Source organism: Streptomyces coffeae, assembly GCF_016741875.1.
GTDB classification, from domain to species: domain Bacteria; phylum Actinomycetota; class Actinomycetes; order Streptomycetales; family Streptomycetaceae; genus Streptomyces; species Streptomyces coffeae.
Map to the genome: position 1 here is coordinate 133813 of NZ_JAERRF010000003.1, position 25608 is coordinate 159420.

The window sequence follows — 25608 nt, forward strand, 5'->3', positions numbered from 1 at the left end:
TATGCGGATCGTGCATAAGGCATGCCGTGGGGCGGGCAGGGGTGGTCGCCGGGTGGTGCCTGGCCGTTGGGTGTGACGGTCCCACTCGACCCCGGAGGCACTCATGGAAATGCGGCAGCTCAGTTTCATCAGCAGAGGAAGGCATCGTGCGGGCCCGTGCCTGGGAGTAGCAGTGGCCATCCTCAATGGCGCGGTCCGAGGTGCGGCCCGAGCACCGCTGCTCCAGCGGTGGGACAACGGCACGTGGGAACTCGCCTCATGAAGACCGCCGCTGCACCTCAGCCAAACAGCCCCCGGACATGGGGTTTGATGTGCCCAGGCTCCCGGGAGGAAGTGTCTCGCGCCCGCCGCTGGGCCCGCGACATCTTGAGCGGCCACCCCTGCGTGGATGATGCGGAGTTGATCGTCAGCGAACTGGGAAGCAACGCCGTCACCCACACCGCGAGCGGCGGTGACTTCGGCGCTTTCCACCTCACGCTGTCGCTGTCACCTCAGACGGTCGCGATCTCCGTCAGCGACGACGGCGGACGACCCGAGCCCCGCCTCACCGAGGCTGATCCGTACGACACCCACGGCCGCGGATTGAGCATCGTCATGGCACTGGCCTGCCGCTTGGACATCACCGGCAGCAAACACGGCCGCACCGTCACCGCCCAGCTCGTAGCGCCTCAGAAGGCGGACCAATGACATCCCGACCCGAGACCAACGAAGGTTGGGACCTGGACCAGCTGCACCGCGCCGAGATCACGATCGCGATGAACTGGGTGATCCGCACCTGCCAGGACATCGTCCGCGAGTGCAACCACAAGACATTCTGGGTCCCCAGCGGAACCGTCACCGGCACCCAGCCGACCACAGACCACCTCATCAAGTCGGCCCGCACCGACGTGCTCAACAAGCTCCGTCACCAGATCGACGGTGTCGAGCACATCATCACCATCGCCGAGCACGAACGCGCCAAACGCAAGAGGTGAGTTACAACCTTCTCTACGGGTTCAAGGCGCCACGCAAGCGCGGCGCCTTGGCCGAGGAGAAGAGCGCCATCGTGGCTGGGGCTCGGCTCCACGCTTTAGGCACCTCCCCGGTCCGGGTCCCGCGTCGGTCAAGGCCAGGGGGCCACTCGTGCTAATTGCGGGCAGTCCAAAGCCTGCCCGAGTTGCCAACGAGCGTACGGCCCCAGACCGGGCAGGCCACCGCCCAAACCCGCTCCACCGACATATCCATCCAGCCGCTACATACGCCGCTGGGGCGAAGTGGCTCTGTAGCCGCGTCCTATCAGCAGATCCGCCTTAGCTGCTTTGTGGAAGTCATTGAGCGCCTCAATAACGGCAAGACCTACTTCTTCGGGCGCCCCGTGTCCACCTCCGGGGTCACGCGCCAGGCGGAGAACGGCCCACGTCCGCTCGTTGACACGCTTGGCAACTTCCGCCGCGTCCTCATCGGCCAGCAACACTAACCCCTCGAAATGGACCGATCGCTTGGCCTCTGCCGACTCCATGGCAGCGAGCCCATCGGCCGGGTCCTGGTCAGCTTCCCAAGCCGCGAATACGGTCCGGGCCGCCCTCAGTACCTCTTTGATGCAAGATGTGTACTGAACGTATGCGTCCAGCTTGCGCTCATCCCATCGTGTCGCTATCTCCCGTCTGAACTTGGCCCGCTCCGCCATGGCCGTCGCCAGGAAGGAGGCGAGGGCACCGATGAGGACGCCAATTAGGGTGATGACCTGAGTGACCATGGTGGCAAGCTACCGGCGGCCAGATACCCTCTTCCGCTGCGCCTTGCGTTCGCATCGAGGGACGCCTGACATCCACCGGTGGTCACCGCCAGAGGCGGCCGTGGCAGATGTGTGCCAGACGAACGGTAAACCACGGTCAATACGAGCTAACCCTGGCCGGTGCTCAAGATCGGTTCAGGCACCGTTTGCGCAGCGCAGCGGGGCTATCAGCCGTGATCGACTCGTGCTTCCCAAGCTCAGAGCGCGGGTTCGATTCCCGTCACCCGCCCCAGCACAAGGCCCCAGGTCAGCGACCCGGGGCTTCTTTGTTGCCCGGGGCCGCCGGCCTCTCCCAGCGCCGAAGGCCGGCGCCGGTGGGCGCGTCCCGGTCGAACACCGCCCTGACCAGCCTCGGCGAACAACTCAGCTGACGGCCCGTGGCACAGCCGGACCCGCACCGGCTGCGTCACTGCTGCGTCACTGCCCTGAACGACGGGCCACCCTGGCAAGGTCAGCGTCGATGTGCCGCCGACCCGCTACCCACAATCAGGCAGAGGCCGCCGTCCGGGCCGTCCGACGGGCCGGCTCGTGGGAGCTGTCGAGACGGCGAGGCAGCCGCAGCAGCATGCGTGTGTGCCGCCGAGAGGGCTGGGATGTGCCGTGAGGGTGCCCCGGTGGGCGTGGGCGATTCCTCGGGCGATGGCGAGGCCGAGGCCGGTGCCACCGTCGTGGCCGAGTCGACCTACGCGGGAGCCTTCGTGACCATGCAGGCAGGCCGGTTGTGATCGCGCCAACGCTTCGTTAGTGGCGCGTTAATCGAACGGTAGGCGCCACCGGCAGGGTGAATAGCACACCGGGCGAAACGTCGCCGGGCGTACTACTCCGCTGATGCCGAAGAAGGTCTTCCCGTGCTGATCGCCCGTCCCCGAGTCCGTATGTTCGCCGGTGCCGGTCTGCTGGTGACTGCCGCGATGCTCGCCACCGCTTGCCAGTCCTCGGACGACGCGAGTGGTCAGTCCGGTGACTCCTCTTTCTCCGCCGCGGCCGCGGACGACAAGGACACCACCTCTGGCTCATCGGCCGCAGGCAACAGCCACAGCAACGCCAAGTCCTCCGACACAAAGGGCAAGGGAACCCAGGATGGCGTCGGCTCCGGCGCCGACGTCGGCAACGGCGAGAGGGCCCAGGTCAGGCAGGAGTGCGGGGCCAACGACATTTCCTGGAGCACCAGGGCCGAGTCGCAGGCCGGCGGATACATCCTGGTCATCGCGAAGGCCAAGCCGGGGATCACCTGTGTCCTGCCCGCCGCGCTTCCCACGGTGGCCTTCGGGTCGGACGGCACCGAGGCGGGTCCCGCGGAGCAGGCCGTGGGACAGGCGATCACGCTGGGCAAGGGAACTACCGCCTACGCCGGGGTGAACCCGAAGACCACCAAGGAAAACGGTGGCAAGGAACTGAACAGCATCATCGTCGGCGTCGGTGCTGACGACCCCAACCCGGTCTCCCTGCCAGTCGACACCATCACCGTCGACAAGCCCATCGTCACCAACTGGCACACCTCCGCAGCGGATGCCGTTCCCTTCGACGGCGGAACGGACCAGTAACTCGCCGGGCCGCCGACGTCCCGCGAAGGCGGCTGCCGTAAGAGGGGCTCTGCGCCGCGCGAAGGCGATGGCCCCCTCTACAGCGAAGGTCCGGGTCAGAGGCCAGGGCCTGTTCTCTGGACCACTCCGAAGGGTGCTCCAGGCGGTCAGCCACCGCTGACGCCCACAGCGGCACGAGGAGAGCCCCAGCTGAACGGGGAGGGCGAGCGCGGCGCTTTCCCGTTTGTACGTCACGGCTGCGTATGACAGCAATTTCGGCATGCACTCGCGGGGCGTTACCCATATCTCGCCTCGCAGCAACGACCTGAGGAGTTCGTAGATGCTTCGCAAGCGCTCACGTCTGATCGCCGCGCCGATCGCGGCTGTCGCCTTAACCCTGACTGTCGCCGGTTACCAGGCCAGTGCGGCCGAGTCGTCGCCCTTGGGCGGCGCAGGATGGTCCGGCAAGGCCACCGAGGCGACGGCCCCGTGCCTGGCCGGCGCCACGACGCTGGTCGGCGATCTCGACGGTGACGGCCGCCCGGACAAGATCGCGAATCCGGGGCACACCGGAACCAAGATGACGATCCAGTGGGGGGCCGCGGGCGGTTCGTTCGGCGAGAGGCACGCCATCAGCGAACTTCTCGGCGCGAAGAAGGGGGAAGTCGCGTCCGCCGCGGTCGCCGACTTCCGGAACGACGGCACCCTGGACATGGTCGTCAACCTCGTCACGCCGGCCGATGGGGACGACCCCTCGACGGCGCGCGTCGCGGAATACCGCCCCGGCCCGCTCAAGCGGTCGAACCTGAGCTCCGCCCACTCCCGGCACTCCGACATCGGCGACCACGGCGAGGTCCAGCAGCTTCGGATCGCCAACTACGGCGACGACGCGTATCCGGACCTCGCGATTCTCAACAACTCCGGGGATGGGGCGCTGGATCGGGACGTGCGTCTGTCGACGCCGAGCGGCGGCCCGGGGGACTTCGACTACGAGCTGCAGGTGAAGTACGGGGAGTTCGGGACCACGGGCGAGCCGCCGGCCATGCCCGGCGACGGTTGGAAGCAGTTCTACAAGCCCTGCTCCTGACTTCAACCCGGCGCCGCCGATCCGCCGGACACCGGCGGCGCCGGGCGGCCCGGTGCATGAGGGTCTCCCCCACGCTGCGGGGTCTGACACGGTGCTGAGCGACGTGGCCGTTGCCATGAACTGCGGTGGCGAAATCACCTCGAGCGGTGCAATCCGAGAGGGAGTCCCTCCGAACACGACACATCAGATGAATCTGAAATCCGGCGACACAATGCCATAGCACTCAGGCTCGGTGAACCCGCGCATCATCTGCACAGAAACGGCACACTCTCGTCGCTGGATCGCGCCTTCGTGGAGGGCAAACGCCATATTCAAGGATTGATATGTCCTTCGGGTGCCCATGCCAGCCCTTCCACTGAGCTCGGCTACCGCAGGCAGGTGAAGAAGTTGTCACCATCCGGTCGCACATCCCGCTTGATGACATGCCGCGATACCGAAACGTCTGAGGAAATTTCCGACGGGTCGGGGTGGCTGGGTCGCCATAGACGTGGTTTGATCCACGCCACTCGGAAGTTGCGCATCCGCTTCCGGGTGTCGAACGATCGTCACGCTGGCTGGATCAGCTTGTCAGCACGTCGCTCGACACGGCCCAGCATCACCACAAAAGCGAAAGGGAAGGCCCGTCATGCGTAAGGACGCCATGCCCAAGAACGACACTCGCGAGATCGCCGACAGCGAGCTGGAAAACATCTCCGGTGGAATCCTCGGGACCGAAAACCTGACGGGTGGTACGCTGCCCACCCTGCCCACCCCGCCCGCTCTGGGCGGCGCGGTTTCGGGTGGCCTGAGCGGTCAGGCAGGCCCTGCCTCCGGCGAGGCTGGTTTTTCCGGCGGCGTCGGTATCTGACGTAGCTGCACCAGGTTCTCCTTGGTCTGCATTACTGCCCATCCGAATTCCAAGGGTGGCCATGGGTCCCGGAACTGTGTTCCGGGGCCCACGATGTTTTACACACCGGCAAGCCCGACCTGGCAGCGGGCAAAGGAACACCCGGCCACGCCGAACACGGCAGCCGCGCCCGCGACCACCTGGCCAATGCACGCACCCACCTCGCCTGGCTGCGCACCGCCATCAGCATGGCCGCGCTCGGGTCGCCAGAACAGGCCCTTGCGCCCTCCGTCCTCACGGCCGTGCCTCCGGCCTCAACTCTTCGCCACAAGCCCGACAGTTCCTCTCCCCGGCCCCACCCCACCCGGTGCCCTTGGCACCACGCCGGCGTAGGGCCCAAAGGCTGCTCGGAACCGGGGATCAGAAGCAGCTACTCACCAGTTCACGTTCCGCCGTAACCAAACCTCGATTCAGGAGGCCTCACTCCACACATAGGCTGTGCCGTCATGTACCGCGGCCTTCGTGTCCTCTCCGTCATCGGAGCATCGATAGAAGGTGTAGCCGTCGAAGTTTTCGGGCCACCAATCCGGTTGCCCCTCGGTGGGCGCCTTGACAGACTTTCCTTGCGCCTTGTGGCATGCCGATGGCAACTCCTGCTGTCCGAGGGTGAAACGGATGGATGTGGCGTTGTTGCCGACGTTGTAGCGCATGCGAATATTGGTGACGTCCTTGGGCACCCAGCCCGGCAGCCAGCCGTGCTGGACTTCCTTGGCCGCATCCGCGTGGGTCTTGTATCTCACGTCGGTAGTTTCGTCCGAGCAAGCGGTCAGGGTCATGGCGGCCACCCCAATGACTGCGACCGCCCATTTATTGATCCGCATGGTGCGAGCCCGTTTCCTTTCTGTGTCGCAATCTCTGACTTTGTGTCGTCGGTGAACTGCTGGTAGCGGAAAGCAACGCGCTATCCGCTCCGGGCATTTATATTGCTCTCCGGGCGGGAATGGCACAACATGCCGCAGGATGATTCGGATACGTCTCAAGGCGCATTTGGTCGCCGACGATGTACCTCCCAAGTCGCGGGATGCCTGGGCCTTGTTTGTTGCCGGCCACCCCGTCCAGGGCCCAGACGCTGGGCGGCGGCGCGGCGCCGCCCCGAACAGCGCGATGAAGTATCCGCCCGATCACCGGAAACAGACCTCTCGTTGATGACCGGTTGCGGCCGGCTTTCCGCAGACGCGGGCCGTCGCGATACGGCCGAGCCCGACCCAGGCCGGGTGGCGGTGTGTGGAGCGCCGTCGGCAGGTACGAGGCGGACGCCAAGGGCCGGGCCAGGTAGGCCGGTTGTCCATGGGCGGTGGGGTTGTCCATGGCGGCGGGGGCGACCACGGCGCTCAGCCTGCGCCAACGCCCCCGATGCAGCGGCACCCTTGCCGGGCCCGGCGGCACACAGCGGGGCGCCTGCGCTCGTGGTAGGCGCCGCACCGTCGTACTGCGATGGCGGCAGGTCAAGTGTCTGCGGACGCACGACGACGGCATCGGGGCGGGGCGGCATCGTGAACAGGGCCGCAAGAGGCGAGACGCACACCGTCTGTCGAGGAACCTGGAGCAGCCGTGAACCCCACCGCAGACCCTTTGACCGACGGCGAGGACGCCGCCCGGGCCGCCGTTCGCAACCGACTGCGCGCGGCAGTGATCGACATCGCGCCCATCTTCGGATTCACCGTGAGCTACGCCCTCACTCACCGGCTCACCGTCGCGCTGGTATTCGCCCTGACGGCAGCGGCCGGGGTCTGCGTCTACCGGGTGGTGCGCGGGGAATCGGTGTGGCGCGCGCTCGCGGTCCTCGGGTTCGTGTGCGTTCAGGGGGCGCTGTCCGCAAAGACCGGACAGGCCACCGACTTCTTCCTGCCGAACCTGGTGATGCACAGCGTGGTCGCCTTGGCGAACGCCGTGATGATGCTGCTCGGTCGGCCGCTGATGGGCGTGGTCGTGGCGCTGATCACGAAGGAGGGGGCCGGCTGGCGCCGGTGCACGGTGCGGCGACGGGCGTTCATGAAGGGCAACCTGGTCATCCTCACCGGGAGTGTCGTGATGCTGTCGATCCAGCTGACGCTGTACCTGTCCGGCCAGGCGGTCGCCCTCGGCGTGGCCGATGCCTGCGGGCCCCCCGTCCTCGCGCTCAGCACATGGCTCGGCTGGCGCGTCTACCGGCGCGCCGTCGGCGACCACCGCTGCACGGTCCACCTCGTCCGGTGAAGCCGCGCGCACCGGAGGGCCGGACCGCCGTCATCGCTGGTCCGGCCGGGGCTGCGTACCGTGGGGGAGTGCAGATGATCGACCGGCTCGGCGCGTGGCGGCGGGCGGCCCGGCCACCCGTGGTCGACCTGGCTGTCGCGCTGGGCTGCTTCGTCCTGGCCTCCCCGCTGGCCATTGCCTTCGCCTACGTCGACCACGCTCCGATCGCCTGGTCCCTCACCGCCCTCGCGACCTCCTGTGTGCCGCTGCTCGCCCGACGCCGCTGGCCGCTTACCGTCGTCGCGGTGACCCTGGCCGTGTATCTGGCCCAATTCGCCCTGCTCCAGCTCCCCAAGCCGACGCCCGCCGCCACGGCCGTCGCTCTCTATACGGTGGCGATCCGCACCGGTCGGCGCAGGGCCTGGTGCGCCGGCGCACTCGCGGCCGTCGCGCTCATCACCGGAGCGCTGCTCTTCCGCCGGGACGTTGCGGAGCTCCCGCAGTCCCTTGCCCTGGCGGAAAGGATCCCGGCGTCCCTTGCCCTGATTGCCTGGACGCTCATGCCGGTGGCCGTCGGTGACGCCGTCCGCAGCCGCCGCGAAGTGCTCGCCGCCGCCGTGGAGCGAGCCGAGTGGGCCGAGCACACCAAGGAGGAAGAAGCCCGCCGCCGGGTCACAGCGGAACGCCTCCGGATCGCCCGGGAGTTGCACGATGTCGTGGCCCACCACATCACCCTGGTCAACGCCCAGGCGGGCGTCGCCCACCACCTCATGCGCACCAACCCCGAGCACGCCTACCAGGCGCTCGAACGGATCCGGGACACCAGCCGGGGGGCGCTGGACGAACTGCGTGCCACCGTAGGACTGCTCCGGTACGGCGAGGACCCGGTCGAGCCCCGCGAACCGGCACCCGGACTCGCCGATCTCGGCAGTTTGCTGGACTCCTTCCGCCACTCCGGCCTCAACGTCACGCTGGAGCGGACCGGGCAACCAGGCGAGCTGTCGCCGATCACCGATCTGACGGCCTACCGGATCATCCAGGAGGCCCTGACCAACACGCACAAGCACGCCGGCCCGGCATCGGCGTGGGTCCGCCTGGACTTCCGCACCGCTGTCCTGCGGATAGCCGTCGAGGACGACGGCCGTGCTACCGCGGGAAGCGGTTGGGGGGACAGCCCCGCCGGCACAGACGGCGACGGACTCCATGGGGCCGGTACCGGCCACGGCATGATCGGTATGGGGGAGCGGGCCAAGTCCGCCGGAGGTACCCTCGCCGCCGGACCGCGCCCCGACGGGGGCTTCCGTATCGAAGCCGAACTGCCGCTGCGCACCGGCCGAAAGGGCTGACCATGACCATCCGTGTGCTGCTCGCCGACGATCAGGCACTCCTCCGCGGCACCTTCCGGATGCTCATCGACTCGGCCCCCGACATGGAGGTCGTCGCGGAGGCCGCAACGGGCCGCGAAGCCGTCGAACTGACCCGCAGCCACCGCGCCGACCTGGTGCTGATGGACATCCGGATGCCCGACCTCGACGGCCTCGCCGCGACCAGGCTGATCAGCGAAGACGAGAACCTCGCAGGCGTGAAGGTCCTGGTGCTGACGACCTTCGAGAACGACGAGCACGTCGCGGAGGCACTACGCGCCGGGGCGAGCGGCTTTCTCGGCAAGGGCATCAACCCGGACGAACTCCTCGACGCCATGCGCGTGGTGGCAGCCGGCGACTCCCTGCTCTCGCCAACCGCGACCAAGGCCCTGATCGCCCGCTTCCTGGCCCAGTCCGCACCACCCCCTGGACGGGCCGCGTCATCCCCCGGACGGGGCGCGTCACCGCAGCTGGCCGCGCTCACCCCGCGGGAGCGCGAGGTGGTCACCCTGGTCGCCGCCGGCCTGTCCAACGACGAGATCGGCGAACGCCTCTTCGTCACCCCGCTCACCGCCAAGACGCACGCGAACCGCGCGATGACCAAGCTGGGCGCCCGGGACCGGGCCCAACTCGTGGTCATCGCCTACCAGTCGGGACTGGTCCGTCCCGATGGGCCATGACCTCCGGCCGCGGCCTCGCGGCCCCATGTCAGCCACCGGCTTCGTCCCCGCCGCTGTCACCGTTCTCGTTCTCCCCGCACCAGGCGCGGTACGCGGCCACCGCCGTGGGCAGGGTGGGAAAGATGCGGTCCTCTCCCACGGACCTGGTGAGCCCGTACGCGTCCAGTTGGTCGCGCAAGTCCTGTTTGACGCGTGCCATGGCGAACTCGATGCCGCGTCCGGTCAGTTCCCGTCGCAGTGCGTCCAGGGCGTCCAGCGCGGTGCTGTCCACCTCCACATTGGCCTCCGCGTTGAGGACGAACCACCTGACGGGGCTCTTCTGCTCGGCCACCGCGGCCAGGGCACGGCGTCGGAAGTCCTCGGCGTTGGCGAAGAACAGCGGGGAGTCGTAGCGGTAGACCAGCAGCCCGGGGATGATCCGCGCCTGCGGGTAGTCGTCGACGTCGTGCATGCCGGCCAGGCCGGGCACCAGGCCCTGGACGGCGTCGTGCGGTCGCGCCACCCTGCTCAGCAGCTCGACCACCGACAGGACCACGGCCACCAGCACCCCGTAGAGGATGTTCAGGGCGAGGACACCGATGAGACAGCCGTGAGCCAGCAGGAGTTCCCTGCGCCGGAAGGAGGCCAGCCGCCGGAAGCCCGACAGGTCGACCAACCGTACGGCGGCGTAGACGACCAGTGCGCCCAGTACGGCCGTGGGTGTGCTGGAGAGCAGCGGGCTGAGGAACAGGAGGACGGCCAGGACGGCCACACCGGCGACGAAGGCATACCCCTGGGTGTGTCCGCCGGCCGACTTCGCGAGCGCGGTCCGGCTGGCGCTGCTGCTCACCGGGAATCCCTGGAGCGCGCCGGCACCGAGGTTCGCGGCGCCCAGGGCGAGGAGTTCCTGGTTCGCGTCCAGGCGCGGCCCGCTGCCGTCGGTGGCGAAGGCTCGCGCGGTGAGGATGACGTCGGTGTAGCCGACGAGCAGGACACCGACCGCGGGCAGCAGCAGCTGGGGCAGGTCGGCCCAGGCCGGGAGCTGCGGGCCCGGCAGCCCGACCGGGATCTCCCCGATCACCGGGAGGCCGTGGTCTTCCAGGTCGAACGCAGCCACCGCCGCCGTACCGAGCACGACGGCCAGCAGCGGACCGGGGACGGCGGGGGAACGGCAGGCCGTCAGAAAGAGAAAGAGCAGCGTCACAGCGCTGAAGATCACCGTCACCCCATGCGCCCTCCCCAGGTTCTGGACGAAGGACAGCAGTTGCGGGAAGAAGCCGGAGCCCTCCGTCGGGACACCGGTGAGCTTGGTCAGCTGGTCGACGATCATGATCAGTGCGACGCCGGCGAGGTAGCCGATCAGGACGGGCCGCGAGAACAGATCGGCCACGAAGCCGAGCCGCGCGGCCCACGCCACCAGGCTCATCAGACCGACCGCAACGGCGAGCGCCGAGGCCAGGACGGCGTACCGCGCGGGATCGCCCGCGGCGAGCGGCGCCACCACCGTGGCGGTCATCAGGGCGATCGTCGATTCGGGACCGACCGAGAGCAGGCGTGACGAGCCGAAGACGGCGTACAGAGCGATGGCCGGCAGGATCGCCCACAGTCCCACGACCGGTGGCAGACCGGCGACGCTCGCGTACGCCATGACCTGCGGCACGAGATAGGCCGCGACGGTGATCCCGGCGACGAGGTCGCCCCGCAGCCAGCCGCGCCGGTATCCCTTGAGGAGGGTGAGACCGGACGCATGGGGGACGGAGAAGCGCCGGCTCACCCGCCGCCCCTCGACCGGCGGGCCAGGAACGTGCCCGGTTCCCACCCGAGCAGGAGCGCGAGGGCGGCCAGCAGCGCCCAGCCGAACTGCCGCGCGTTGATCTCGGTCGTCCCGAGAATGCGGCGGAACCCGTCCATCTGGGTCACCAGCACCGCAAGCACGAACTGGGCCAGTGCGCCGCCCTCCGGAGCCGGGGGCGGCTCACCCCTGGGGTCCGACTGCACCGTCATCGTCGTGCCTCCGATCCGGGCCGTCCACGCCGCTCCACCGGGTCCTAGCCGCGCTTCCTCTTCTCCTGCCGCCCGGCGCCGGACGCGCGCCCGCCTCCCGTCGGCGTGTCTTTCCCTTCGGCGGCCCGGGCGGTCGCCGGGTGACGGGCGGCATACGGATCGGCCGGGGCCCCCGCGGGGGCCTCCTGCTCCAACTCCCGCTTGGCGGCCAGCAGATCATTCCTCGCCTGCTCCCCCACGTCGGGGTACTGGGGATCGATGTCCATCAGGGTGTGCCCAAGCACCGCCGCCGCGCAGATCCGCGCGAACCACTTGCGGTCCGCCGGCACGACGTACCAGGGCGCCCACGTCGTACTCGTGGCCGACAGCATCTCGGAGAACGCCTGCTGGTAGTCGTCCCACCAGCGCCGCTCCCGGACGTCGGCCGCGGAGAACTTCCAGTTCTTCTCCGGCAGGTCGATCCGCTTCATGAAGCGGAGGCGCTGCTCCTCCTTGGACAGGTTCAGGAAGATCTTCACCACCTTGAACCCGTTGTCCGTGAGGTAGCGCTCCCAGTTGTTGATCTCCTGGTAGCGCCGGTCCCATACCCCTGGCCCGCGCGCAGGGTCCGGCAGCTGCTGCCGGACCAGGTTCTCGGGGTGCACCCGCACGACGAGAACCTCCTCGTAGTGCGAGCGATTGAAGATCGCGATCTCTCCGCGCGCGGGCAGCCGGTGGGCGTAACGCCACAGGTAGTCGTGGTCGAGTTCCTCGGCAGAGGGCACCTTGAAGCTGCTGACCCGCACACCCTGAGGATTGACGCCGCTCATGACGTGGCGGATCGTCCCGTCCTTGCCCCCGGCGTCGAGCGCCTGGAGACACAGCAGTACGCCGTAGGTGGACTGCGCGGCCAGCCGCTGCTGGTACTCGGCCAGCAGAGACACCCCGGTCCGCAGCAGCTCGGCCCCCTCCCGCTTCTTCAGACCGGCCTTGTAGCGAGGATCGAAATCCCGGCCGAGGTCCACCTTCGATCCCGGTTTCACTCGCAGCGGCCCGATGAACTCCGCGATGCGTCCGGCTCTCTCGTCCGCCATCACCGATCAGCCTTCTCTCCGGTCACGGTGAGCGGGGCGCGTCCTGGTCCTCCGCCACTACCACCTGGGCAGCCGGGGCAGCGCCCACGTCACCTCGGTCCCCGGGCCTGTGGCTTCTCAGCCGCTCGACCAAGAGGGGCAGCCCGACGACGACTATCAACCACACCTGCACGTAGAGCCTGTCGCCCTCCATCGCCAACGGGTGGGCCGCGGCCGTCAGCAGGCCCGTACCGCCCACGGCGATCAGGCACAGCGCGATGGGCACCGAGCGGCTCATCGCGCCCCAGACGCCCAACACCAAGAGGAAGAGCAGAGAGGGAGCCAATGCCTCTGTCTGTAGCCACTGCCACCAGTAGTTGACATCGAGCCGGACCAGCAGCCGCCATGGGTTGGCGACTTCGGAATACGTCCAGTGGAGGGAGAAGGTGTCCTGGAGCGAAGCCTCCAACCCGGGCAGCCGGAGCGCCCTGCTCATCGCAAAGGCGACCAGGGACTCGACGAGCGAGACGAAGAGCAGGCAGCGCATGCCCTTGTGCCGGGCCTGTGGGACGAACATCAGCGCCATGGCACTCGCCGCCACCAGGCATGGCCCCACCAGGACGAAGCTCGAGTACTTGACCGCGAAACCCAGCGCGCAGGCCCCCACGGACAGCAGAACCCCCGGCACCCACCGCCCCTGGCACAGCCACACCGCGCCGAGCAGCATGGCCACCAAGAGGGCAAGCACCGGACCTTCCGTCAGGGGCCGACTGCCCCACAGCCCAATGGGCGTGACGTAGTACAGGCACTGACCGAGCCATGCCACCGGAGGCGGTGCACGCAGCGCGCGCAGGAGCACCAGGACCAACAGCCCTCCGAGCGCCGTGAAACCCAGTGCAACGGCCGTCAGCCCCGCCTTGGCCCCCAAGAGCCAGACGAACGGTGCGGCCAGCAGTGGATAGGCGGGACGCGCGTGAAAGAGCGCCTCGTACCGCGGATTGCTGGGGTTGAGGCCATTCGCATACTGAGTCAGGCAGTCCTGGAACTCATTGCGGCGCACCGGGGCCCGGAACTGGATCTGATGCAGCATGCGGGTCCGCTGAAGCATGGCCGCGGTGTCCGCGCAGTAGGCCCGCAACGCTTTGTCCTGGGCTTTCCGGTAGGGATCGCCCAAGAACTCGTATGTTGAGCGAGCGTAGCGGTATGAGTCGTTGGCGAAGCGCGTGGCTGGATAGGCGAAGACGTGCAGTAACACGAAGACGACGACCGTCAGTAACGGGACGATCTTGTGTGTGCGACCCAGTAGTCGACCCATGACACACACCCTAAATGCGGCCAAACAGGGCAACATCTCGAATCGTCCACCAGAGTCTTGGCATCGGACGGGCGTCCGCACGAGCCGGAGCCGTTTGGCGGTACAGCGGGTGAGGCCGCGATCACCTGCCGTTAGAAATGAAGCGTTATCTCGTCATCCCGGCTGACCAGCATGGCCGCTCGGTGCCGGTTGATGTGCCACGTCACTCCAACGCTGAGAAAGGCGTAGCAATGAAGATCATTCTGCGATCCGGCGGTGTCATAGTCGCGGTCGGTATGGGACTGTCCCTTGCGGTCCTGCCGGCCGGATCGGCCAGTGCGGCCGGGGGAACTCAGGTGCCGTGCAACGACATCACCGGCCTGATAGATGCGATCAACGAAGCCAACACCAGCGGTGGTCGCATCGTCCTCGCGCCCCACTGCACCTACACGCTGACCGCGCCCGACAACACGGACAATGGGCTTCCGGAGATCACCGGGGATGTGACCATCTCCGGCCGTGACACCACCATTCGACGTGACCCGGACTCGACGGAGAGCTTCCGCATCTTGCGCGTCCTGCCCAGTGGCACCCTCACCCTGAAATCGCTCACGGTCAGCGGCGGCAGCCTTGACAGCGACACCGGTGGCGGCATCGCGGTCCGGGAGGGCACGCTGAACCTGAACCACACGGTCATCAAGGGCAATCGTGCTGATACGGGTGGCGGTCTCTCCAACTTCGCTGGACAGCTCAACCTCGACCGCAGCAACGTCGTGCGCAATACCGCAGCCCGCTTCGGCGGCGGAATCCTCAACGACGGTAACGGCACGCTGACGATGAAGCGCGGGTCCCTGCTCAAGAACGAGGCAGCCGGCGACAATGGTGGCGGCTTGGAGAACATTCTGGGTACCGCGTCTCTGGAGTACGCATCGGTCAAGGGCAACACCTCCGCCCTTCTGGGTGGCGGCATCCGCAACACCAATGGCTCCACCCTGCTCCTGACGTCGACCACTGTCAGGGAGAACACGGCTGAGTCAGGCGGGGGCCTTTCCAACAACATCGGTCCCGCCACATTGGTCCGAAGCCTGGTCACGCGTAACACGGCGAGTTCCACCGGTGGTGGCATCCTCAATGAGGGCGGCGGAGAGGTCACGCTCACTGACACCAGGGTCATCCGCAACACCCCGGACAACTGCGCACCCGAGGGCAGCGTCCCTGGATGCACCAACCCCACCAAACGCAACACCCCGTCGACCGTGCGACAGTCCCCGCCCTCCGACGACATCAAAGTCCGCGAGTGAGCCGTTGCCTGGGCTGAAACGCGGCCTTGGCGCGTCACACGGTGAACGCGCTGAAGTGTACGAGGGCGGTGTCCCCGCCCTCGTACACCACCGTGATGTCCGCCGCGGCCGCCTCCGCATCCATCGGCAGGGGCTCGATGTGCAGACACAGGTCGCCGTCGCAGGATGCGGAAGACGACGAGGCGCGCTCGCGGCTGCCGGGGAAGGAGGAGTCGAGCCATCCGGCCACGTCGGCGCGCGGCATGCGGAACGAGCCTTCCATGGTCACGTCCTGCCAGCTTCGTTCGGTGCAGTGCTCGTCCGTCACGCCCTCGGGCAACTCCCCGCCCGCGAAGGACATGGCACCCGAGCACGACGTCTCGGCGGTGTTGTCGAGCGGATCGTCCAGGACGACGGACAGGACCAGCCACAGGGCGCCGCCCAGAAGCAGGGCGATGATTCCGAGAGACAGCCACTTCCACAACGGGCTCTCCCGTTCGTGGGGATTCCGCTCTCCGGCCATGCCACTCCTGCCCCCGCCCGCGCGGTGGCCTGAGCATGGGCCAGCCGCTCCTTCACTCCGCATGTCAGCACCGCTCGGCCGCCGGATGATGGTTCAGGCAGGCTGACCGCGGGGGCCGCGGCGGGTTTGGGCCAGCCACTCCGGGGCCGACTCGGTTTCGCCGTATGCGTCGTGCCAATTCCACCATTCGTACGGCGGGGTTTGGGGATAGCCCTCGGGGGAGTCCTCCCATGTCTCCTGCCGCCCGAGCGCGGTCATGTCGAGGTAGCTCCAGGTGCTGCCCAACGCCTCGTCACCGCGGGCGTTGATGAAGTAGGTGCGGAAGATGGTGTCGCCATCGCGGATGAACGCGTTGGTGCCGTGCCACTCGTCCACGTCGAAGTCGGCGTCGAAATCGTCGGTGATCGTGTACCAGGGCATCGTCCAGCCCATGCGCGCTTTCACCCGCTCGATCTCCGGCTGCGGCGCGCGCGAGGCGAAGACGAGTGTGGTGTCGCGGGCCTGCAGATGAGCGAGGTCGCCAACGTGGTCGGCCACCATGGAGCAGCCGCGGCACGCGTGGTCGGGCCAGCCGAATACGCCGGGCTCGAAGAAGGCGCGGTAGACGATCAGCTGCCGACGCCCCTGGAACAGGTCGAGCAGACTCGCCTTGCCCTCGGGGCCGTCGAACTCATAGTCCTTGTCCACCGCCACCCATGGCATCCGCCGACGCTTGGCGGCCAGTGCGTCACGGGCGCGAGTCAACTGCTTCTCTTCCGCAAGCAGCTGCTCGCGCGCCGCCTCCCACTCCTGCGGCGAAACGATCGGGGGTGTCTTCATGGTGACGTTCACCTTCCGTTCGGTCCGCGGCTCCGGGCCCTCGACAGGCCCCTGTGTCCAGGATCAGCCGCCACCGGCACGGGCGCACGCCGATCCGCACGGAAGACTGAGCGCCATGCCTGTCATGGCTGCGTGGTGCGTAGCTGTTCGGCTGTGTGCTGGTAGGCGTCGGCCGCGCGGTTGAAGTAGTCGAAGAGGACTTTCAGCTGGTCGGGGGTGTAGCCGCGGAGGATCTCGGCGATCTGCTCGCGGGCCGGGGCCATGACCTCGTCGAGTTCGGCCGGCTTGCCGATGGGCTCGACGATCACTTTGCGGCGGTCCGCTGGATCGGCGGCGCGGCGGACGTAGCCGGCTTGTTCCAGCCGGTCGATCAGCCGGGTGGTGGGCCCAGTGGTCAGCCCGGTGCGGGTGCCGAGCTCGCCGGGGGTCATGGGTCCGGCCAGTTCGAGGGTGTTGAGCGCGTACAGGTCCGTCGCGCCGAGCCCGCAGGCTTTGGCGCTCGCATGGCCGTGCAGCATCACCGCGCCCAGGTACCGCCGGTAGACGCGTGTGGCCTCCGCAGGCGTTGACATCCGGTCACCCACTTCCTAATCTCTTCCTCAACGAAGAGACTTCTTTAGCGAAGAAAGCTCTCTAAGGAAGAGTTTAGGGGAAGGGCACTGCCATGGCCACCATCCACGCCCCCGCCGAAACCAGCGAGACCAGCAGCAACACCCCCACCGGCACCGACACCGCCCAGCCGCGAAACCGCCGCCGCACCGTCAAGCGGGCGCTCGGCGTCACCGCACTCACGCTCGGCGCGGCGGTCGCCGGCGGCTACTTCTGGCTCGACTCCACCGCAGACGTCAAGGCCGCCGGAAATCCCGACTGCGCCACCGTCACCCCGACCGGCACCCCCGCCGGCGGCCAGGCCGAAGCCCACCGGGCCGTCTGCGCGACGCTGAGCGCGATGACCGACGCCTGGGGCCGCGGCGACGGCGCCGCCTACGGCGCCTGCTTCACCCCCGACGCCACCGACGTCACCTTCGTCGGCACCGTCTACCGCGGCGCCGATGACATCGGCCGCGCCCACCAAGCACTCTTCGACAGCTTCCTCAAGGGCACCCGCCTCCACCTGGAGGTCATCGAGACCCGCTTCCTCACCCCGGACGCCGCCATCGTCGTCACCCGCGGCGAGGTCGCCAAGAAGCCCCCCAAACGCCTGGGCAAACGCGCCACCTACACCCTCGTCCGTGACGCCGACGGCACCTGGCGCATCGCCGCCGTCCAGAAGACCAAGCACAACCGCCTCATGGAAGCGATCTCCTTCATGTTCCAGCCCCGAACGGCACCCGCCGAGTAGCCAACCCCGGCCCGGCCGTGACCGCCCCGACCACGCCGCTACGTGTCGATGCGGTCGATCACGACCATCGCCACATCGTCCGCCAGCCATCCCTCCGTGTGGTGCATCAATCGACCGTGCAGGTCGTGCAGAAACTCCGGCGGGGTGCACGGGTGCACCGCCTCCATCGCTTCGGGCAGGGGGAAGAAGCCGTTGTCGCGGTTGCGGGCTTCGATCACGCCGTCGGTGTACAGCAGGAGGCGGTCGCCGGGGGCGAAGGGATAGCTCTCGGCTTTGGCGGGAGGGCCGGAGAAGAAGCCCTCCAGGCCGAGGGGCGGCAGGGGTGAGGTGGGGAGCAGGGGGTGGACCTTGCCGTGGCTCAGCACCAGTGGGGGTGGATGGCCTCGGTTGACCAGTTGGACCACGGGGGTGTCCGGGACCTGAGCGACCAGGACGGTGACAAACTCCTCCACCTGGTCGTCCTCGTCCACCGCGCCCGTCACGGCGCCCTCCCGCCGCAGGGCGGCCGCGCAGTGGTCGACCACTTCCACCAGGTCGTCCTCGTAGTGCACGGCTTCGCGGAACGCGCTGAGCACGGCGGCGGCCGCGCGGACGGCGTGCAGCCCCTTGCCCCGTACGTCCCCCACGATCAGCCGGACCCCGTACCGGGTGTACACGGCCTCGTAGAGATCACCGCCGATCCGGGCGCCCGTCTCGGCCGCGAGATAGGTGCTGGCCGCCCGCAGGGGGCCCAGCCTGGCGGGTACGGGACGCAGGATGACCTCTTGTGCCGCCGAGGCGATACGGCGGATCTGGTCGAGTTCGCTCTGTCTGCGCGTACGCACGGCATTACTCGTGGTGATACTGGCCGCGGACACCAGGAGAAGCCCCGCAAGATTGCTGTAGACCTGGTCACTGCCCCATGCCTCGTTGTAGGTGGCAGTGATCACGCTGACGGTCAGGGCGACGCCCGCGGTCGCCATCGTGCCCCTGGGGCCCATCGTCAACGCGGCCAGCGCCGGGGTCGCGGTGAGGAACGGTCCGGTGTACAGGAAGTGGGCGGGGGTGAGCTCGATGGCCAGCACGAGCAGTGCGATCACGAAGGGCACACACTGCTCGAGTGTGATCACGAACCGGCCGTGATCGTCCGCCCCCGGTGCCGGTGGTGAACGGACGAGCGACCCCATGGATCCAGCCTGCCCCGTCGGAGCAGAAGGTTCCACCCTTTCCTGATACAGGTGGTACGTGCTGGTACGGGGCCGTCTCACACGGTCAAAGGATCACGCTCCCCTCAAGCCCGCAAGACGTATCGTCTCATTGACATGCCCGCAGTACCCACGAAGATCATCAAGTGACAGGCTGTCGGGCGTGGATGGGATCACTGGAGGAACGGTTCTCGCCCTGCTCGGCGTCTTCCTGGGGACCGCGGGCACCCTCATCGGACAGCATCTGACCACGCGGGTCGAGGTCCAGCGGGACCACCGGCAGCGCGCCGACACCGAGCGGGCCGAACGCAAGGACGCCATCGTCGAGTTCCTGACCGCCGCGCAGCGGGTGGAGTTGATACTCGACCGCAGAAAGCTCGGGCTGCCGTCCCCCGATGACCCCGAGGACGAGAAGCTGCACGATCTGTGGCTGGCGCAGAAGGCCGTGGAGCTGGTGTGTTCCTGGGAAGTGGCGCAGGCGGCACACGAGTTCACCACCGTGCTGCACACGCTCATCCGCAACAGCCCGCCGGACGGGCGGCCGACGGGGAAGCGGGAGCGGCGGCACGCCTTCATGGAGGCGGCGCGGGGGGAGTTGGAGGGAGCGCGGCTCCGGACAGGTGCCCGGCCAGGGACGGGTGTCCGGACGTGAGCAGACGACGGTATGTGGCCAGGGGTGTGCCCGGCGGGTACCGGATCTGAAACCCGGCGCTCGGGCCCTGCAACCGGTGTGAATGATCACCGGGGTTGGCCAGCGGTTGTCGCGCGGTGATGTGCGAGGTCCGGGCCGGTTGTGTCCGACATGGAGAAATTTCGGCGGGCATTGAGAACTATCGCCGCGGTTGCCGTATCTCCGACGACCACATCCATGAAGGGTGGACATGTGAATAAAAAGAAACACAGACGGTCTCGACTGCTCGTCATGACCGTCGCCGGTGTGGCCGCGATGGGTGTCGGGGCTGGTGCCCTTCTGATGACCGACAACGATGCCTCGGCCGGGCAGTCCGGCGAACAGCAGGCGTCCGCGCGGGAGACACTGACCATCAAGTGCCCGGACATCTCGATCCGTTTGACGCGGGTGCCGGAGCAGGCGCAACCCACGGTCGACGACGAGCTGGCGCGGATGGACAGCCAGGTCGCCACGGCATACCAGCAGTTGACCGCACGGGGAGCCGGTGCGGACGAGGACTGGGTGAAGACGCGGGTGCTCGAACCGCTGTCGACACAGCGCCGCTCCGCGATCATCCGCATCACCGCGGCGATCGACAAGGTCGCGTCCCGGCCGCAGGGGCTGACCTCACTGGCGTCGTGCACGGTGCAGCGGGACTCCACGGCGAACGCCGGGGCCGCCACCCCCACCCCGGGCGGCGCCGCCCCCACCCCGGCTGGTGCCACTCCGGCCGCGGACGGCCAGCAGCAACAGCCGCCGCAGAGCGGGCCGCAGAAGGCGGACTTCGTGGACATCCGCGGTGTGCGGCCCAACGTCAGCAAGCCGGCGCTGAACGGCGACGCGTCCAAGGGCACCTTCATCACGCGCTGCGGCCGCAACGGGAACAAGCACTTCAACCCGGACAACGTGATCGTGGCTCCCGGGGTGAGCAATGGCGCGCACCATATGCACGACTACGTCGGCAACCTCGCGACCGACGCGTTCTCCAGCGACCAGGATCTCGCCACCGCCGGGACCACCTGCACCAACGGCGATCGCTCGACCCACTACTGGCCGGTCCTGCGGCTGCGCGACGGCAGCAATGAGAAGGACGTGAACGCGGACGGAGGAGGAAAGGACGCCAATGTCGGGCGCATCCTCCAGCCCGCCTCGGTGAAACTCACCTTCCGCGGCAGCCCCGTCTCCAAGGTCACGGCGATGCCGAAGTTCCTGCGCATCATCACCGGTGACGCCAAGTCGTTCACCAACGGCACGACCAACGCCAACGCCTCGTGGAGCTGCACCGGATTCGAGAACCGGCAGCTGAAGGACAAGTACCCGCTGTGCCCGAGCGGCAGCAATGTGGTGCGTACGTTCAACTTCCAGAGCTGCTGGGACGGGAAGAACATCGACAGCGCCAACCACCGCGCCCATGTGGCGTTCGCCCAGGCCAACGGCTCATGTCCGCAAGGGTTCCAGGCGATTCCGCAGCTGGTCCAGCGGATCACCTACAAGGTCGTGCCCGGTTCGGTGTTCGCCGTCGACAGCTTCCCCGAGCAGCTGCACAAACCGGTGACGGACCACGGCGACTTCATCAATGTGATGTCGTCGCGGCTGATGGCGAAGGCGGTGCGCTGTATCAACGACGGCAGCAGGTGCGGCTGAGCCGCGTGCCGGTGCCGAACGACTCCGATGCCCCGGCGGACAGGGGACGTCCGCCGGGGCATCGGTTGAGCGCGTGAGCGGTTCAGGCGGCGGGCGCGGGACGCAGGCCCAGCGCCTTGAAGGTGATCCGCTGGTCGACGTAGAGCAGGGCCACCGTGGCCACCGACATCGTGGTGGCGATGGCCAGATGACCCGCCACCGAGGTGGTCTGGGCACCGAGTGCGCCCAGGACCACATGCAGCCCCAGCCGCACACCGATCAGACCGAAGGCGATCTTCCGGGTGCGTGAGCCCTTCAGCATGGCCCGCACCAGCTTGATCCTGCGGCGCAGCACGGTGAGCCCCACCACCAGGTTGACCAGCCCGAGCACAACGATGACCAGCCATGCGGTGCCCCACACCCGGCACAGGTCGTAGGCGCCGCCGCAGACGCCTTCGAAGGCGAAGAACCACACCGGCAGCGGCTTGATGTCCGCACGGCCGTGCGTCCGTTCCCGCTGCTCGGTGATGGTGCCGGTGCCGGTCATATCCGCCCCCTGGTGGTTCGCGCTTCCTTCCTGATGCCTCGATCCTGTCGGGTGGTGACGGGTCGGGGGCAGAACCGGCCGTCACCACCTCGCCATGACACATGTCAGTACGCGGTCCGTCAGGCGGCCCGTCAGGGGGACGGGGGTGTGGAGAGGGCCGAGCCGAAGCCCGCCTTGTCCGTGGCGTAGCCGAACGAACCGGGGCCGAAGAGGATGGAGCCCTTGCCGGTCAGCCCGCTGTCGCTGCCGTAGGTCATGCTCACCGCGCCCGTGCTCTGCCACTTGCCGCGTACCCCGGTGGCGAGATCGGCCTTGCCGTCGCCGTTGTAGTCGGCGGGGGCGAGCGTGGAGCCGAACAGATCGCCGGTCTCGGCGACACCGACCACGCCCTTGGTGTCCAGGGAGACGGTCTGGGCGCCCTCGGCGGTCAGCCAGCTCTTGCTGCCGCGCAGCACGGTGAGGGCACCGGCGTTCTGGAAGCCGTCGCTGTCCACCGCCCCGGGGTCGCCGATCAGCAGGTCCTCGAAGCCGTCGCCGTCGATGTCGGCCAGCTTCGCCGCGGTGCCGCCCTGCTTCGCACCGGACCAGGCCACGGCACCGGCCGCGTCGAGTCCGCTCGCGGTGCCGGGGAAGGTGCGCAGCTTGTAGTCGTCGGGCCCGTCCTCGAAGCCGGTGTCGATGACCACGTCGTCCTTGCCGTCGCCGTTCACATCCCCGACCACCGCGCGGTAACCCGCGAACGGCAGACCGACGTTGCGTCCCAGCGGGGTGCTCGAAAGTCCGGCGCGGGAGCCGGGCAGCACACCGAGGGTGCCCTCGTCGGCCGGGTCGTCGAAGTACGCGACGGTGGCCAGGTCGGCATAGCCGTCGCCGTTGATGTCACCACTGGCGATGCCCTGGGTGCCCGCGCCGCCGCCGGGCGGGGTGATCCGCTTGACGGCCGGTGACGGGGTGGAGCGCAGGTTCTTCGCCCCGTTGACCACGGCCACCTCGGCGCCGTCGACGGTGGCCACGTCCTGGAGACCGTCGTGGTTGAAGTCCCCCACGGCCAGCCGTCCGCCGAAGCCACGCCCCGCGGTGACGGTCGGCGAGTGGTAGGCGATGGCCTTGTCGGACAGCCCGGTCGAGGAGCCGAAGACGATCGTCACCGAACCGGCGCCCTTCACCGCCCCGATGGCCTCACCGCTCGCCCCGACGATCAGATCGGCGTGGCCGTCGCCGTCCACGTCGCCCATCGCCAGCGCCGAGCCGAACCTGTCCCCGGCCTCCGGCGTGCCGGGCACACCGGCGTGGGACTGGGTGAGCCCCTGATGGCGCGCCACCGTGATCCCGGAGGCGGAGCCGAAGGTCAGCGCCACATATCCGGCCTTGGAGTGGCCCTTGACGGCCGCGCCGGGCGCACCGGTGGCGAGGTCGTCGTACCCGTCGCCGTCCATGTCGGCGGGGGTGGCCTTCCCGGCGGCCGGGGCGGGGGCCTTCGTGGCGGTGGGCGAGGCGGTGGCGTACGAGGAGGTGGCGGCGAGAGCGACTCCCGTCACCACGGCCACCACGCCACCGAGCGGCAGGATGTGCCTCGGCATATGTGTCCTTTCCCGTGTGTGTCGCACAGTGGGACACACGGGGAGCGCGAAGGGTTGTGGCATGCACGGGGACGACGGACTGGTGGGCCGCTGGAACAGCGCGCCTTTCGACTACGGCGCGATGGAATCCAGCGAGCTGGGGTTCCTGCCCGACGGGCGGGGCTGGAGCGTCTTCGCCAGTGTCAGTGGGGAGCTGAGTGTGACCCGGTTCCGGTGGCGCTGCCCGGCCCCCGGCCGTCTTGTCCTCCGGGAGGAGTGGCTGACCAGCGGCGTCTGGGCACCCGGCGAGGAGGACTGGAGCTTCGCCTCGGTGGACTCCGGCGGCCCCGTGGACGGCACGACGGACACCGCCTACACCCTCGGCCCGGAGACGCCGCCCGGGGCCGGGCGGACGCCGCTGTGGGCCGTACGGTTCGAGGAGGCCGTGGAGTTCAGCCATTTCTTCGCGCGCGAGGAGGGGCCGGTACGCCCGGACCAGGACCCGTCGTACCGCCACGTCCCCTCCGGTTGAGCGGTGTCCGATCGGGGCCTTCGGACGGCGGAACGGCGAACGGCGGGGGAATGGCCTGTCGCCCGCACAGGTTCATCGGGAATACTGCCCGCCGTGGAGCAGAGCACAGGACCGATCATCCCGCCCATGCACACCGCCGCCGGGACCGACCCGGGGTACATCCCCGGGCTCACGTCCCCGCGCCCTGCCGACGGGGAGGAGGAAACCCCGAAGGACACGGCTGAGCGGACATCCGAGGACGTCGTCGAGGAGGACACCGAGACGGACGCCGAGGACGAGGAGGCCACCGACGCCGACGACGCCGAGGAGGACGCCGACGCGCACGCCGAGGACGACGCGGCGGAGGACGAGGCCGAGGACGCCGAGGAGGACGACGGCGACGGGCCGGTCTTCGAGGCGTCCGACCACCGCGGTGGCATCGTCGCGCGCCGCGCCGGGGTCACCCTCCGCATGGACGGCGAGGAGTGCCAGTTCGGCTGGGACGAGATCGGCGCGGTCGAGGTCGACACCCCCCGGTTCAAGAAGCGGCTCTCCGTCACCGTCTACGCCACCAACCGCCGCTGGTACGAGGCCGAGGTCCAGCCGTCGTCCCGAAGTCTGCTGAAGACGTGGACCGAAGAGCTCGACGCGGTGCTGGACGCCTACTTCGACGACGCCAAGCCGGACACCGAATCCGACGCCACGGCGGACGCCGGGAAGGCCGCGGCCGACGACGGCGAGAAGTGACGGGCGGGGCCCCACCGGGCCCCGCGCCCGCTCACCCTTCCGCTGCCGGGCCCCGGCATGGATCCCGACCCCGCGCCGTGGCCCTGTCGAGTTCCGGAATGCTGTGTGTGAGCTGGAGCACATCGCTCACGTTTGTCATGCGGTGACGAAGATTCGCCGGTGGCTCCTGACCTCCGCGGTGGCCGCTGGCACGATGACGGCCATGGCCACCGGGTCGATCCTCCGCCTCGCGCGAGCCGCCGTGTTCGCGGCGGTGTGCGTGGTGGTCACGGCTCTCGGACATGCGCTGATGTCCGGCGGCACACTGCCGGTGTGGTCGGTGGTCTGCGCGTTCGCCGGGACGATGGCGATCGCCTGGTGGCTCGCCGGACGGGAGCGCGGGGCGCTGGCCGTGACCGGTTCGACGGTGCTCGCCCAATGCGGGCTGCACCTCCTGTTCCTGCTCTCGGAGACGGTGGGCGCGGCCCCCGCTCACGGCAGCATGCACCACTCCCTGCCGATGCCCGCGCCCATGCACCATGGCGCGGACCCGATGGGCTCGATGGGCTCGGCGGGTTCGGCGGGGCCGCTGGGGCTGGACTGGCCCTGGCACGGCGGAGCCGGTATGGCCCTCGCCCATCTGCTCGCCACGCTCATCAGCGGAGTGTGGCTGTGGCGCGGTGAGACCGCCGCGTTCCGGCTGGGCCGGGCGCTCGCGGCCGCCGTGTTCGTACCGCTGCGCATCGCCCTGCGGATGCTGGGCGCGGGGGCGGCCGAACCGCCCGCGTGGCCTTCCCGACCCACCGCCGCACGCCGGTTGCGGGGCGCGCTGCTGTGGCATGTGATCCGCCGCAGAGGGCCACCGGGGCATCCGCTCCTCTGCCACTGACCGCCCTTCCTCCGCGCGCCCTTCTCCCGGAGCGCCGTTGAGTCTTCCGGTGCGCCGCTGAGTCTCCGGAGCGCCGTTGAGGGGCGGAGTACCGGCGCCCGTCCCGGCGCCGGACCG

Annotated in this window: 28 protein-coding genes; 16 read left to right on the plus strand and 12 right to left on the minus strand. The window is 68.7% G+C overall.

Annotated features, from left to right (window positions below; all coding sequences use genetic code 11):
- Window positions 1-258 precede the first annotated feature (258 nt).
- Together JK363_RS05255 and JK363_RS05260 are read left to right on the plus strand one after the other, a co-directional pair.
- Complete coding sequence (locus tag JK363_RS05255; protein ID WP_201871916.1) at window positions 259-687, plus strand: ATP-binding protein; 429 nt, start codon at window positions 259-261, stop codon at window positions 685-687.
- Window positions 684-974 (plus strand): hypothetical protein, encoded by a 291-nt coding sequence (locus JK363_RS05260; RefSeq protein ID WP_201871918.1) that lies wholly within the window; start codon window positions 684-686, stop codon window positions 972-974. The genes JK363_RS05255 and JK363_RS05260 overlap by 4 nt, the downstream gene beginning before the upstream one ends.
- A gap of 257 nt (window positions 975-1231) precedes the next feature.
- On the opposite strand, the gene JK363_RS05265 is transcribed toward JK363_RS05260, so the two are convergent.
- Entirely contained in the window at window positions 1232-1735 is a 504-nt protein-coding gene (locus JK363_RS05265) for a hypothetical protein (RefSeq protein WP_201871920.1), read from the minus strand.
- 887 nt (window positions 1736-2622) lie between these two features.
- Here JK363_RS05265 and JK363_RS05270 point away from each other — a divergent pair.
- The 4 genes from JK363_RS05270 (at window position 2623) to JK363_RS44585 (ending at window position 5668) form a co-directional block, all read left to right on the plus strand.
- The gene (locus tag JK363_RS05270) at window positions 2623-3318 is read left to right on the plus strand and encodes a DUF4232 domain-containing protein (protein ID WP_372444713.1); all 696 of its coding nucleotides are present in this window, start codon (window positions 2623-2625) and stop codon (window positions 3316-3318) included.
- Between the two features lie 319 nt (window positions 3319-3637).
- Window positions 3638-4384, plus strand: coding sequence for an FG-GAP repeat domain-containing protein (locus JK363_RS05275; protein WP_201871921.1), 747 nt, complete (start codon window positions 3638-3640; stop codon window positions 4382-4384).
- 625 nt (window positions 4385-5009) lie between these two features.
- Window positions 5010-5231, plus strand: a complete 222-nt coding sequence (locus JK363_RS05280) for a hypothetical protein (protein ID WP_201871922.1) — start codon at window positions 5010-5012, stop codon at window positions 5229-5231.
- A 179-nt stretch (window positions 5232-5410) separates the two neighbouring features.
- Window positions 5411-5668 carry a hypothetical protein gene (locus JK363_RS44585; RefSeq protein ID WP_372444723.1) on the plus strand — a complete coding sequence of 86 codons (258 nt, stop codon included), beginning with the start codon at window positions 5411-5413 and terminating at the stop codon, window positions 5666-5668.
- Window positions 5669-5680: 12 nt separating this feature from the next.
- Here JK363_RS44585 and JK363_RS05290 read toward each other — a convergent pair whose 3' ends face one another.
- Entirely contained in the window at window positions 5681-6091 is a 411-nt protein-coding gene (locus JK363_RS05290) for a YbbD-related protein (RefSeq protein ID WP_201871923.1), read from the minus strand.
- 730 nt (window positions 6092-6821) lie between these two features.
- Here JK363_RS05290 and JK363_RS05295 point away from each other — a divergent pair.
- The 3 genes from JK363_RS05295 to JK363_RS05305 all read left to right on the plus strand — a co-directional run bounded on the left by JK363_RS05295 (window position 6822) and on the right by JK363_RS05305 (window position 9489).
- Window positions 6822-7466 carry a DUF3159 domain-containing protein gene (locus tag JK363_RS05295; RefSeq protein WP_307821618.1) on the plus strand — a complete coding sequence of 215 codons (645 nt, stop codon included), beginning with the start codon at window positions 6822-6824 and terminating at the stop codon, window positions 7464-7466.
- 74 nt (window positions 7467-7540) lie between these two features.
- The gene (locus JK363_RS05300; protein WP_201872538.1) at window positions 7541-8791 is read left to right on the plus strand and encodes a sensor histidine kinase; all 1251 of its coding nucleotides are present in this window, start codon (window positions 7541-7543) and stop codon (window positions 8789-8791) included.
- A 2-nt stretch (window positions 8792-8793) separates the two neighbouring features.
- Complete coding sequence (locus JK363_RS05305) at window positions 8794-9489, plus strand: response regulator (protein ID WP_201871924.1); 696 nt, start codon at window positions 8794-8796, stop codon at window positions 9487-9489.
- A gap of 28 nt (window positions 9490-9517) precedes the next feature.
- On the opposite strand, the gene JK363_RS05310 is transcribed toward JK363_RS05305, so the two are convergent.
- Genes JK363_RS05310 through JK363_RS05325 form a run of 4 tightly spaced genes read right to left on the minus strand, consistent with a single transcriptional unit; the run spans window position 9518 to window position 13698 of the window.
- Window positions 9518-11242, minus strand: a complete 1725-nt coding sequence (locus JK363_RS05310) for a SulP family inorganic anion transporter (RefSeq protein WP_201871926.1) — start codon at window positions 11240-11242, stop codon at window positions 9518-9520.
- Window positions 11239-11472 carry a hypothetical protein gene (locus JK363_RS05315; RefSeq protein WP_236075578.1) on the minus strand — a complete coding sequence of 78 codons (234 nt, stop codon included), beginning with the start codon at window positions 11470-11472 and terminating at the stop codon, window positions 11239-11241. Before JK363_RS05315 ends, JK363_RS05310 begins: the two co-directional genes overlap by 4 nt.
- A 44-nt stretch (window positions 11473-11516) precedes the next feature.
- On the minus strand, window positions 11517-12545 hold the full coding sequence (locus tag JK363_RS05320) for a polyphosphate kinase 2 family protein (RefSeq protein WP_201871928.1): 1029 nt from the start codon (window positions 12543-12545) through the stop codon (window positions 11517-11519).
- A gap of 22 nt (window positions 12546-12567) precedes the next feature.
- Entirely contained in the window at window positions 12568-13698 is a 1131-nt protein-coding gene (locus JK363_RS05325) for a hypothetical protein (RefSeq protein WP_201871930.1), read from the minus strand.
- A gap of 371 nt (window positions 13699-14069) precedes the next feature.
- Here JK363_RS05325 and JK363_RS05330 point away from each other — a divergent pair, with 371 nt between their 5' ends.
- Window positions 14070-15119: a right-handed parallel beta-helix repeat-containing protein gene (locus JK363_RS05330; RefSeq protein ID WP_201871932.1), complete on the plus strand. Its 1050-nt coding sequence runs from the start codon at window positions 14070-14072 to the stop codon at window positions 15117-15119.
- Window positions 15120-15153: 34 nt separating this feature from the next.
- Here JK363_RS05330 and JK363_RS05335 read toward each other — a convergent pair whose 3' ends face one another.
- From JK363_RS05335 to JK363_RS05345, 3 genes are all read right to left on the minus strand, one after another.
- Window positions 15154-15621: a hypothetical protein gene (locus JK363_RS05335; protein ID WP_201871934.1), complete on the minus strand. Its 468-nt coding sequence runs from the start codon at window positions 15619-15621 to the stop codon at window positions 15154-15156.
- A gap of 93 nt (window positions 15622-15714) precedes the next feature.
- Window positions 15715-16440: a DUF899 domain-containing protein gene (locus tag JK363_RS05340; RefSeq protein WP_201871937.1), complete on the minus strand. Its 726-nt coding sequence runs from the start codon at window positions 16438-16440 to the stop codon at window positions 15715-15717.
- A gap of 122 nt (window positions 16441-16562) precedes the next feature.
- A complete protein-coding gene (locus tag JK363_RS05345) occupies window positions 16563-17012 on the minus strand; it encodes a MarR family winged helix-turn-helix transcriptional regulator (RefSeq protein ID WP_201871939.1) in 450 nt (149 codons plus the stop codon).
- A gap of 92 nt (window positions 17013-17104) precedes the next feature.
- Between JK363_RS05345 and JK363_RS05350 the strand changes: the two genes are divergently transcribed.
- Window positions 17105-17782 carry an SgcJ/EcaC family oxidoreductase gene (locus tag JK363_RS05350; RefSeq protein WP_201871947.1) on the plus strand — a complete coding sequence of 226 codons (678 nt, stop codon included), beginning with the start codon at window positions 17105-17107 and terminating at the stop codon, window positions 17780-17782.
- 38 nt (window positions 17783-17820) lie between these two features.
- Here the strand turns inward: JK363_RS05350 and JK363_RS05355 are convergent, their stop codons facing one another.
- Window positions 17821-18948, minus strand: coding sequence for a PP2C family protein-serine/threonine phosphatase (locus JK363_RS05355; RefSeq protein WP_201871949.1), 1128 nt, complete (start codon window positions 18946-18948; stop codon window positions 17821-17823).
- 181 nt (window positions 18949-19129) lie between these two features.
- Between JK363_RS05355 and JK363_RS05360 the strand changes: the two genes are divergently transcribed.
- Window positions 19130-19618, plus strand: a complete 489-nt coding sequence (locus JK363_RS05360; RefSeq protein WP_201871950.1) for a hypothetical protein — start codon at window positions 19130-19132, stop codon at window positions 19616-19618.
- Window positions 19619-19888: 270 nt separating this feature from the next.
- Window positions 19889-21280 (plus strand): DUF1996 domain-containing protein, encoded by a 1392-nt coding sequence (locus tag JK363_RS05365; RefSeq protein ID WP_236075579.1) that lies wholly within the window; start codon window positions 19889-19891, stop codon window positions 21278-21280.
- Window positions 21281-21362: 82 nt separating this feature from the next.
- On the opposite strand, the gene JK363_RS05370 is transcribed toward JK363_RS05365, so the two are convergent.
- Together JK363_RS05370 and JK363_RS05375 are read right to left on the minus strand one after the other, a co-directional pair.
- Window positions 21363-21806: a hypothetical protein gene (locus JK363_RS05370; protein ID WP_201871952.1), complete on the minus strand. Its 444-nt coding sequence runs from the start codon at window positions 21804-21806 to the stop codon at window positions 21363-21365.
- A gap of 131 nt (window positions 21807-21937) precedes the next feature.
- Entirely contained in the window at window positions 21938-23386 is a 1449-nt protein-coding gene (locus tag JK363_RS05375) for an FG-GAP-like repeat-containing protein (RefSeq protein WP_201871955.1), read from the minus strand.
- 61 nt (window positions 23387-23447) lie between these two features.
- On the opposite strand from JK363_RS05375, the gene JK363_RS05380 reads away from it, so the two are divergent.
- From JK363_RS05380 to JK363_RS05390, 3 genes are all read left to right on the plus strand, one after another.
- A complete protein-coding gene (locus tag JK363_RS05380) occupies window positions 23448-23897 on the plus strand; it encodes a hypothetical protein (protein WP_201871956.1) in 450 nt (149 codons plus the stop codon).
- 93 nt (window positions 23898-23990) lie between these two features.
- Window positions 23991-24623, plus strand: coding sequence for a hypothetical protein (locus JK363_RS05385; RefSeq protein ID WP_307821619.1), 633 nt, complete (start codon window positions 23991-23993; stop codon window positions 24621-24623).
- A gap of 202 nt (window positions 24624-24825) precedes the next feature.
- A complete protein-coding gene (locus tag JK363_RS05390; protein ID WP_236075580.1) occupies window positions 24826-25491 on the plus strand; it encodes a hypothetical protein in 666 nt (221 codons plus the stop codon).
- Window positions 25492-25608: the final 117 nt, after the last annotated feature.

What these genes read in the sequence shown, in the direction of transcription:
- JK363_RS05390 (WP_236075580.1), top strand. Translation starts at nt 24,826, where the DNA reads ATGGCCACCGGGTCGATCCTCCGCCTCGCGCGAGCCGCCGTGTTCGCG.
- JK363_RS05350 (WP_201871947.1), top strand. Translation starts at nt 17,105, where the DNA reads ATGGCCACCATCCACGCCCCCGCCGAAACCAGCGAGACCAGCAGCAAC.
- JK363_RS05255 (WP_201871916.1), top strand. Translation starts at nt 259, where the DNA reads ATGAAGACCGCCGCTGCACCTCAGCCAAACAGCCCCCGGACATGGGGT.
- JK363_RS05290 (WP_201871923.1), bottom strand. Translation starts at nt 6,091, where the DNA reads ATGCGGATCAATAAATGGGCGGTCGCAGTCATTGGGGTGGCCGCCATG.
- JK363_RS05340 (WP_201871937.1), bottom strand. Translation starts at nt 16,440, where the DNA reads ATGAAGACACCCCCGATCGTTTCGCCGCAGGAGTGGGAGGCGGCGCGC.
- JK363_RS05315 (WP_236075578.1), bottom strand. Translation starts at nt 11,472, where the DNA reads ATGACGGTGCAGTCGGACCCCAGGGGTGAGCCGCCCCCGGCTCCGGAG.
- JK363_RS05380 (WP_201871956.1), top strand. Translation starts at nt 23,448, where the DNA reads ATGCACGGGGACGACGGACTGGTGGGCCGCTGGAACAGCGCGCCTTTC.
- JK363_RS05320 (WP_201871928.1), bottom strand. Translation starts at nt 12,545, where the DNA reads ATGGCGGACGAGAGAGCCGGACGCATCGCGGAGTTCATCGGGCCGCTG.
- JK363_RS05265 (WP_201871920.1), bottom strand. Translation starts at nt 1,735, where the DNA reads ATGGTCACTCAGGTCATCACCCTAATTGGCGTCCTCATCGGTGCCCTC.
- JK363_RS05280 (WP_201871922.1), top strand. Translation starts at nt 5,010, where the DNA reads ATGCGTAAGGACGCCATGCCCAAGAACGACACTCGCGAGATCGCCGAC.
- JK363_RS05330 (WP_201871932.1), top strand. Translation starts at nt 14,070, where the DNA reads ATGAAGATCATTCTGCGATCCGGCGGTGTCATAGTCGCGGTCGGTATG.
- JK363_RS05370 (WP_201871952.1), bottom strand. Translation starts at nt 21,806, where the DNA reads ATGACCGGCACCGGCACCATCACCGAGCAGCGGGAACGGACGCACGGC.
- JK363_RS05275 (WP_201871921.1), top strand. Translation starts at nt 3,638, where the DNA reads ATGCTTCGCAAGCGCTCACGTCTGATCGCCGCGCCGATCGCGGCTGTC.
- JK363_RS05305 (WP_201871924.1), top strand. Translation starts at nt 8,794, where the DNA reads ATGACCATCCGTGTGCTGCTCGCCGACGATCAGGCACTCCTCCGCGGC.
- JK363_RS05355 (WP_201871949.1), bottom strand. Translation starts at nt 18,948, where the DNA reads ATGGGGTCGCTCGTCCGTTCACCACCGGCACCGGGGGCGGACGATCAC.
- JK363_RS05345 (WP_201871939.1), bottom strand. Translation starts at nt 17,012, where the DNA reads ATGTCAACGCCTGCGGAGGCCACACGCGTCTACCGGCGGTACCTGGGC.
- JK363_RS05260 (WP_201871918.1), top strand. Translation starts at nt 684, where the DNA reads ATGACATCCCGACCCGAGACCAACGAAGGTTGGGACCTGGACCAGCTG.
- JK363_RS05375 (WP_201871955.1), bottom strand. Translation starts at nt 23,386, where the DNA reads ATGCCGAGGCACATCCTGCCGCTCGGTGGCGTGGTGGCCGTGGTGACG.
- JK363_RS05300 (WP_201872538.1), top strand. Translation starts at nt 7,541, where the DNA reads ATGATCGACCGGCTCGGCGCGTGGCGGCGGGCGGCCCGGCCACCCGTG.
- JK363_RS05365 (WP_236075579.1), top strand. Translation starts at nt 19,889, where the DNA reads ATGACCGTCGCCGGTGTGGCCGCGATGGGTGTCGGGGCTGGTGCCCTT.
- JK363_RS05335 (WP_201871934.1), bottom strand. Translation starts at nt 15,621, where the DNA reads ATGGCCGGAGAGCGGAATCCCCACGAACGGGAGAGCCCGTTGTGGAAG.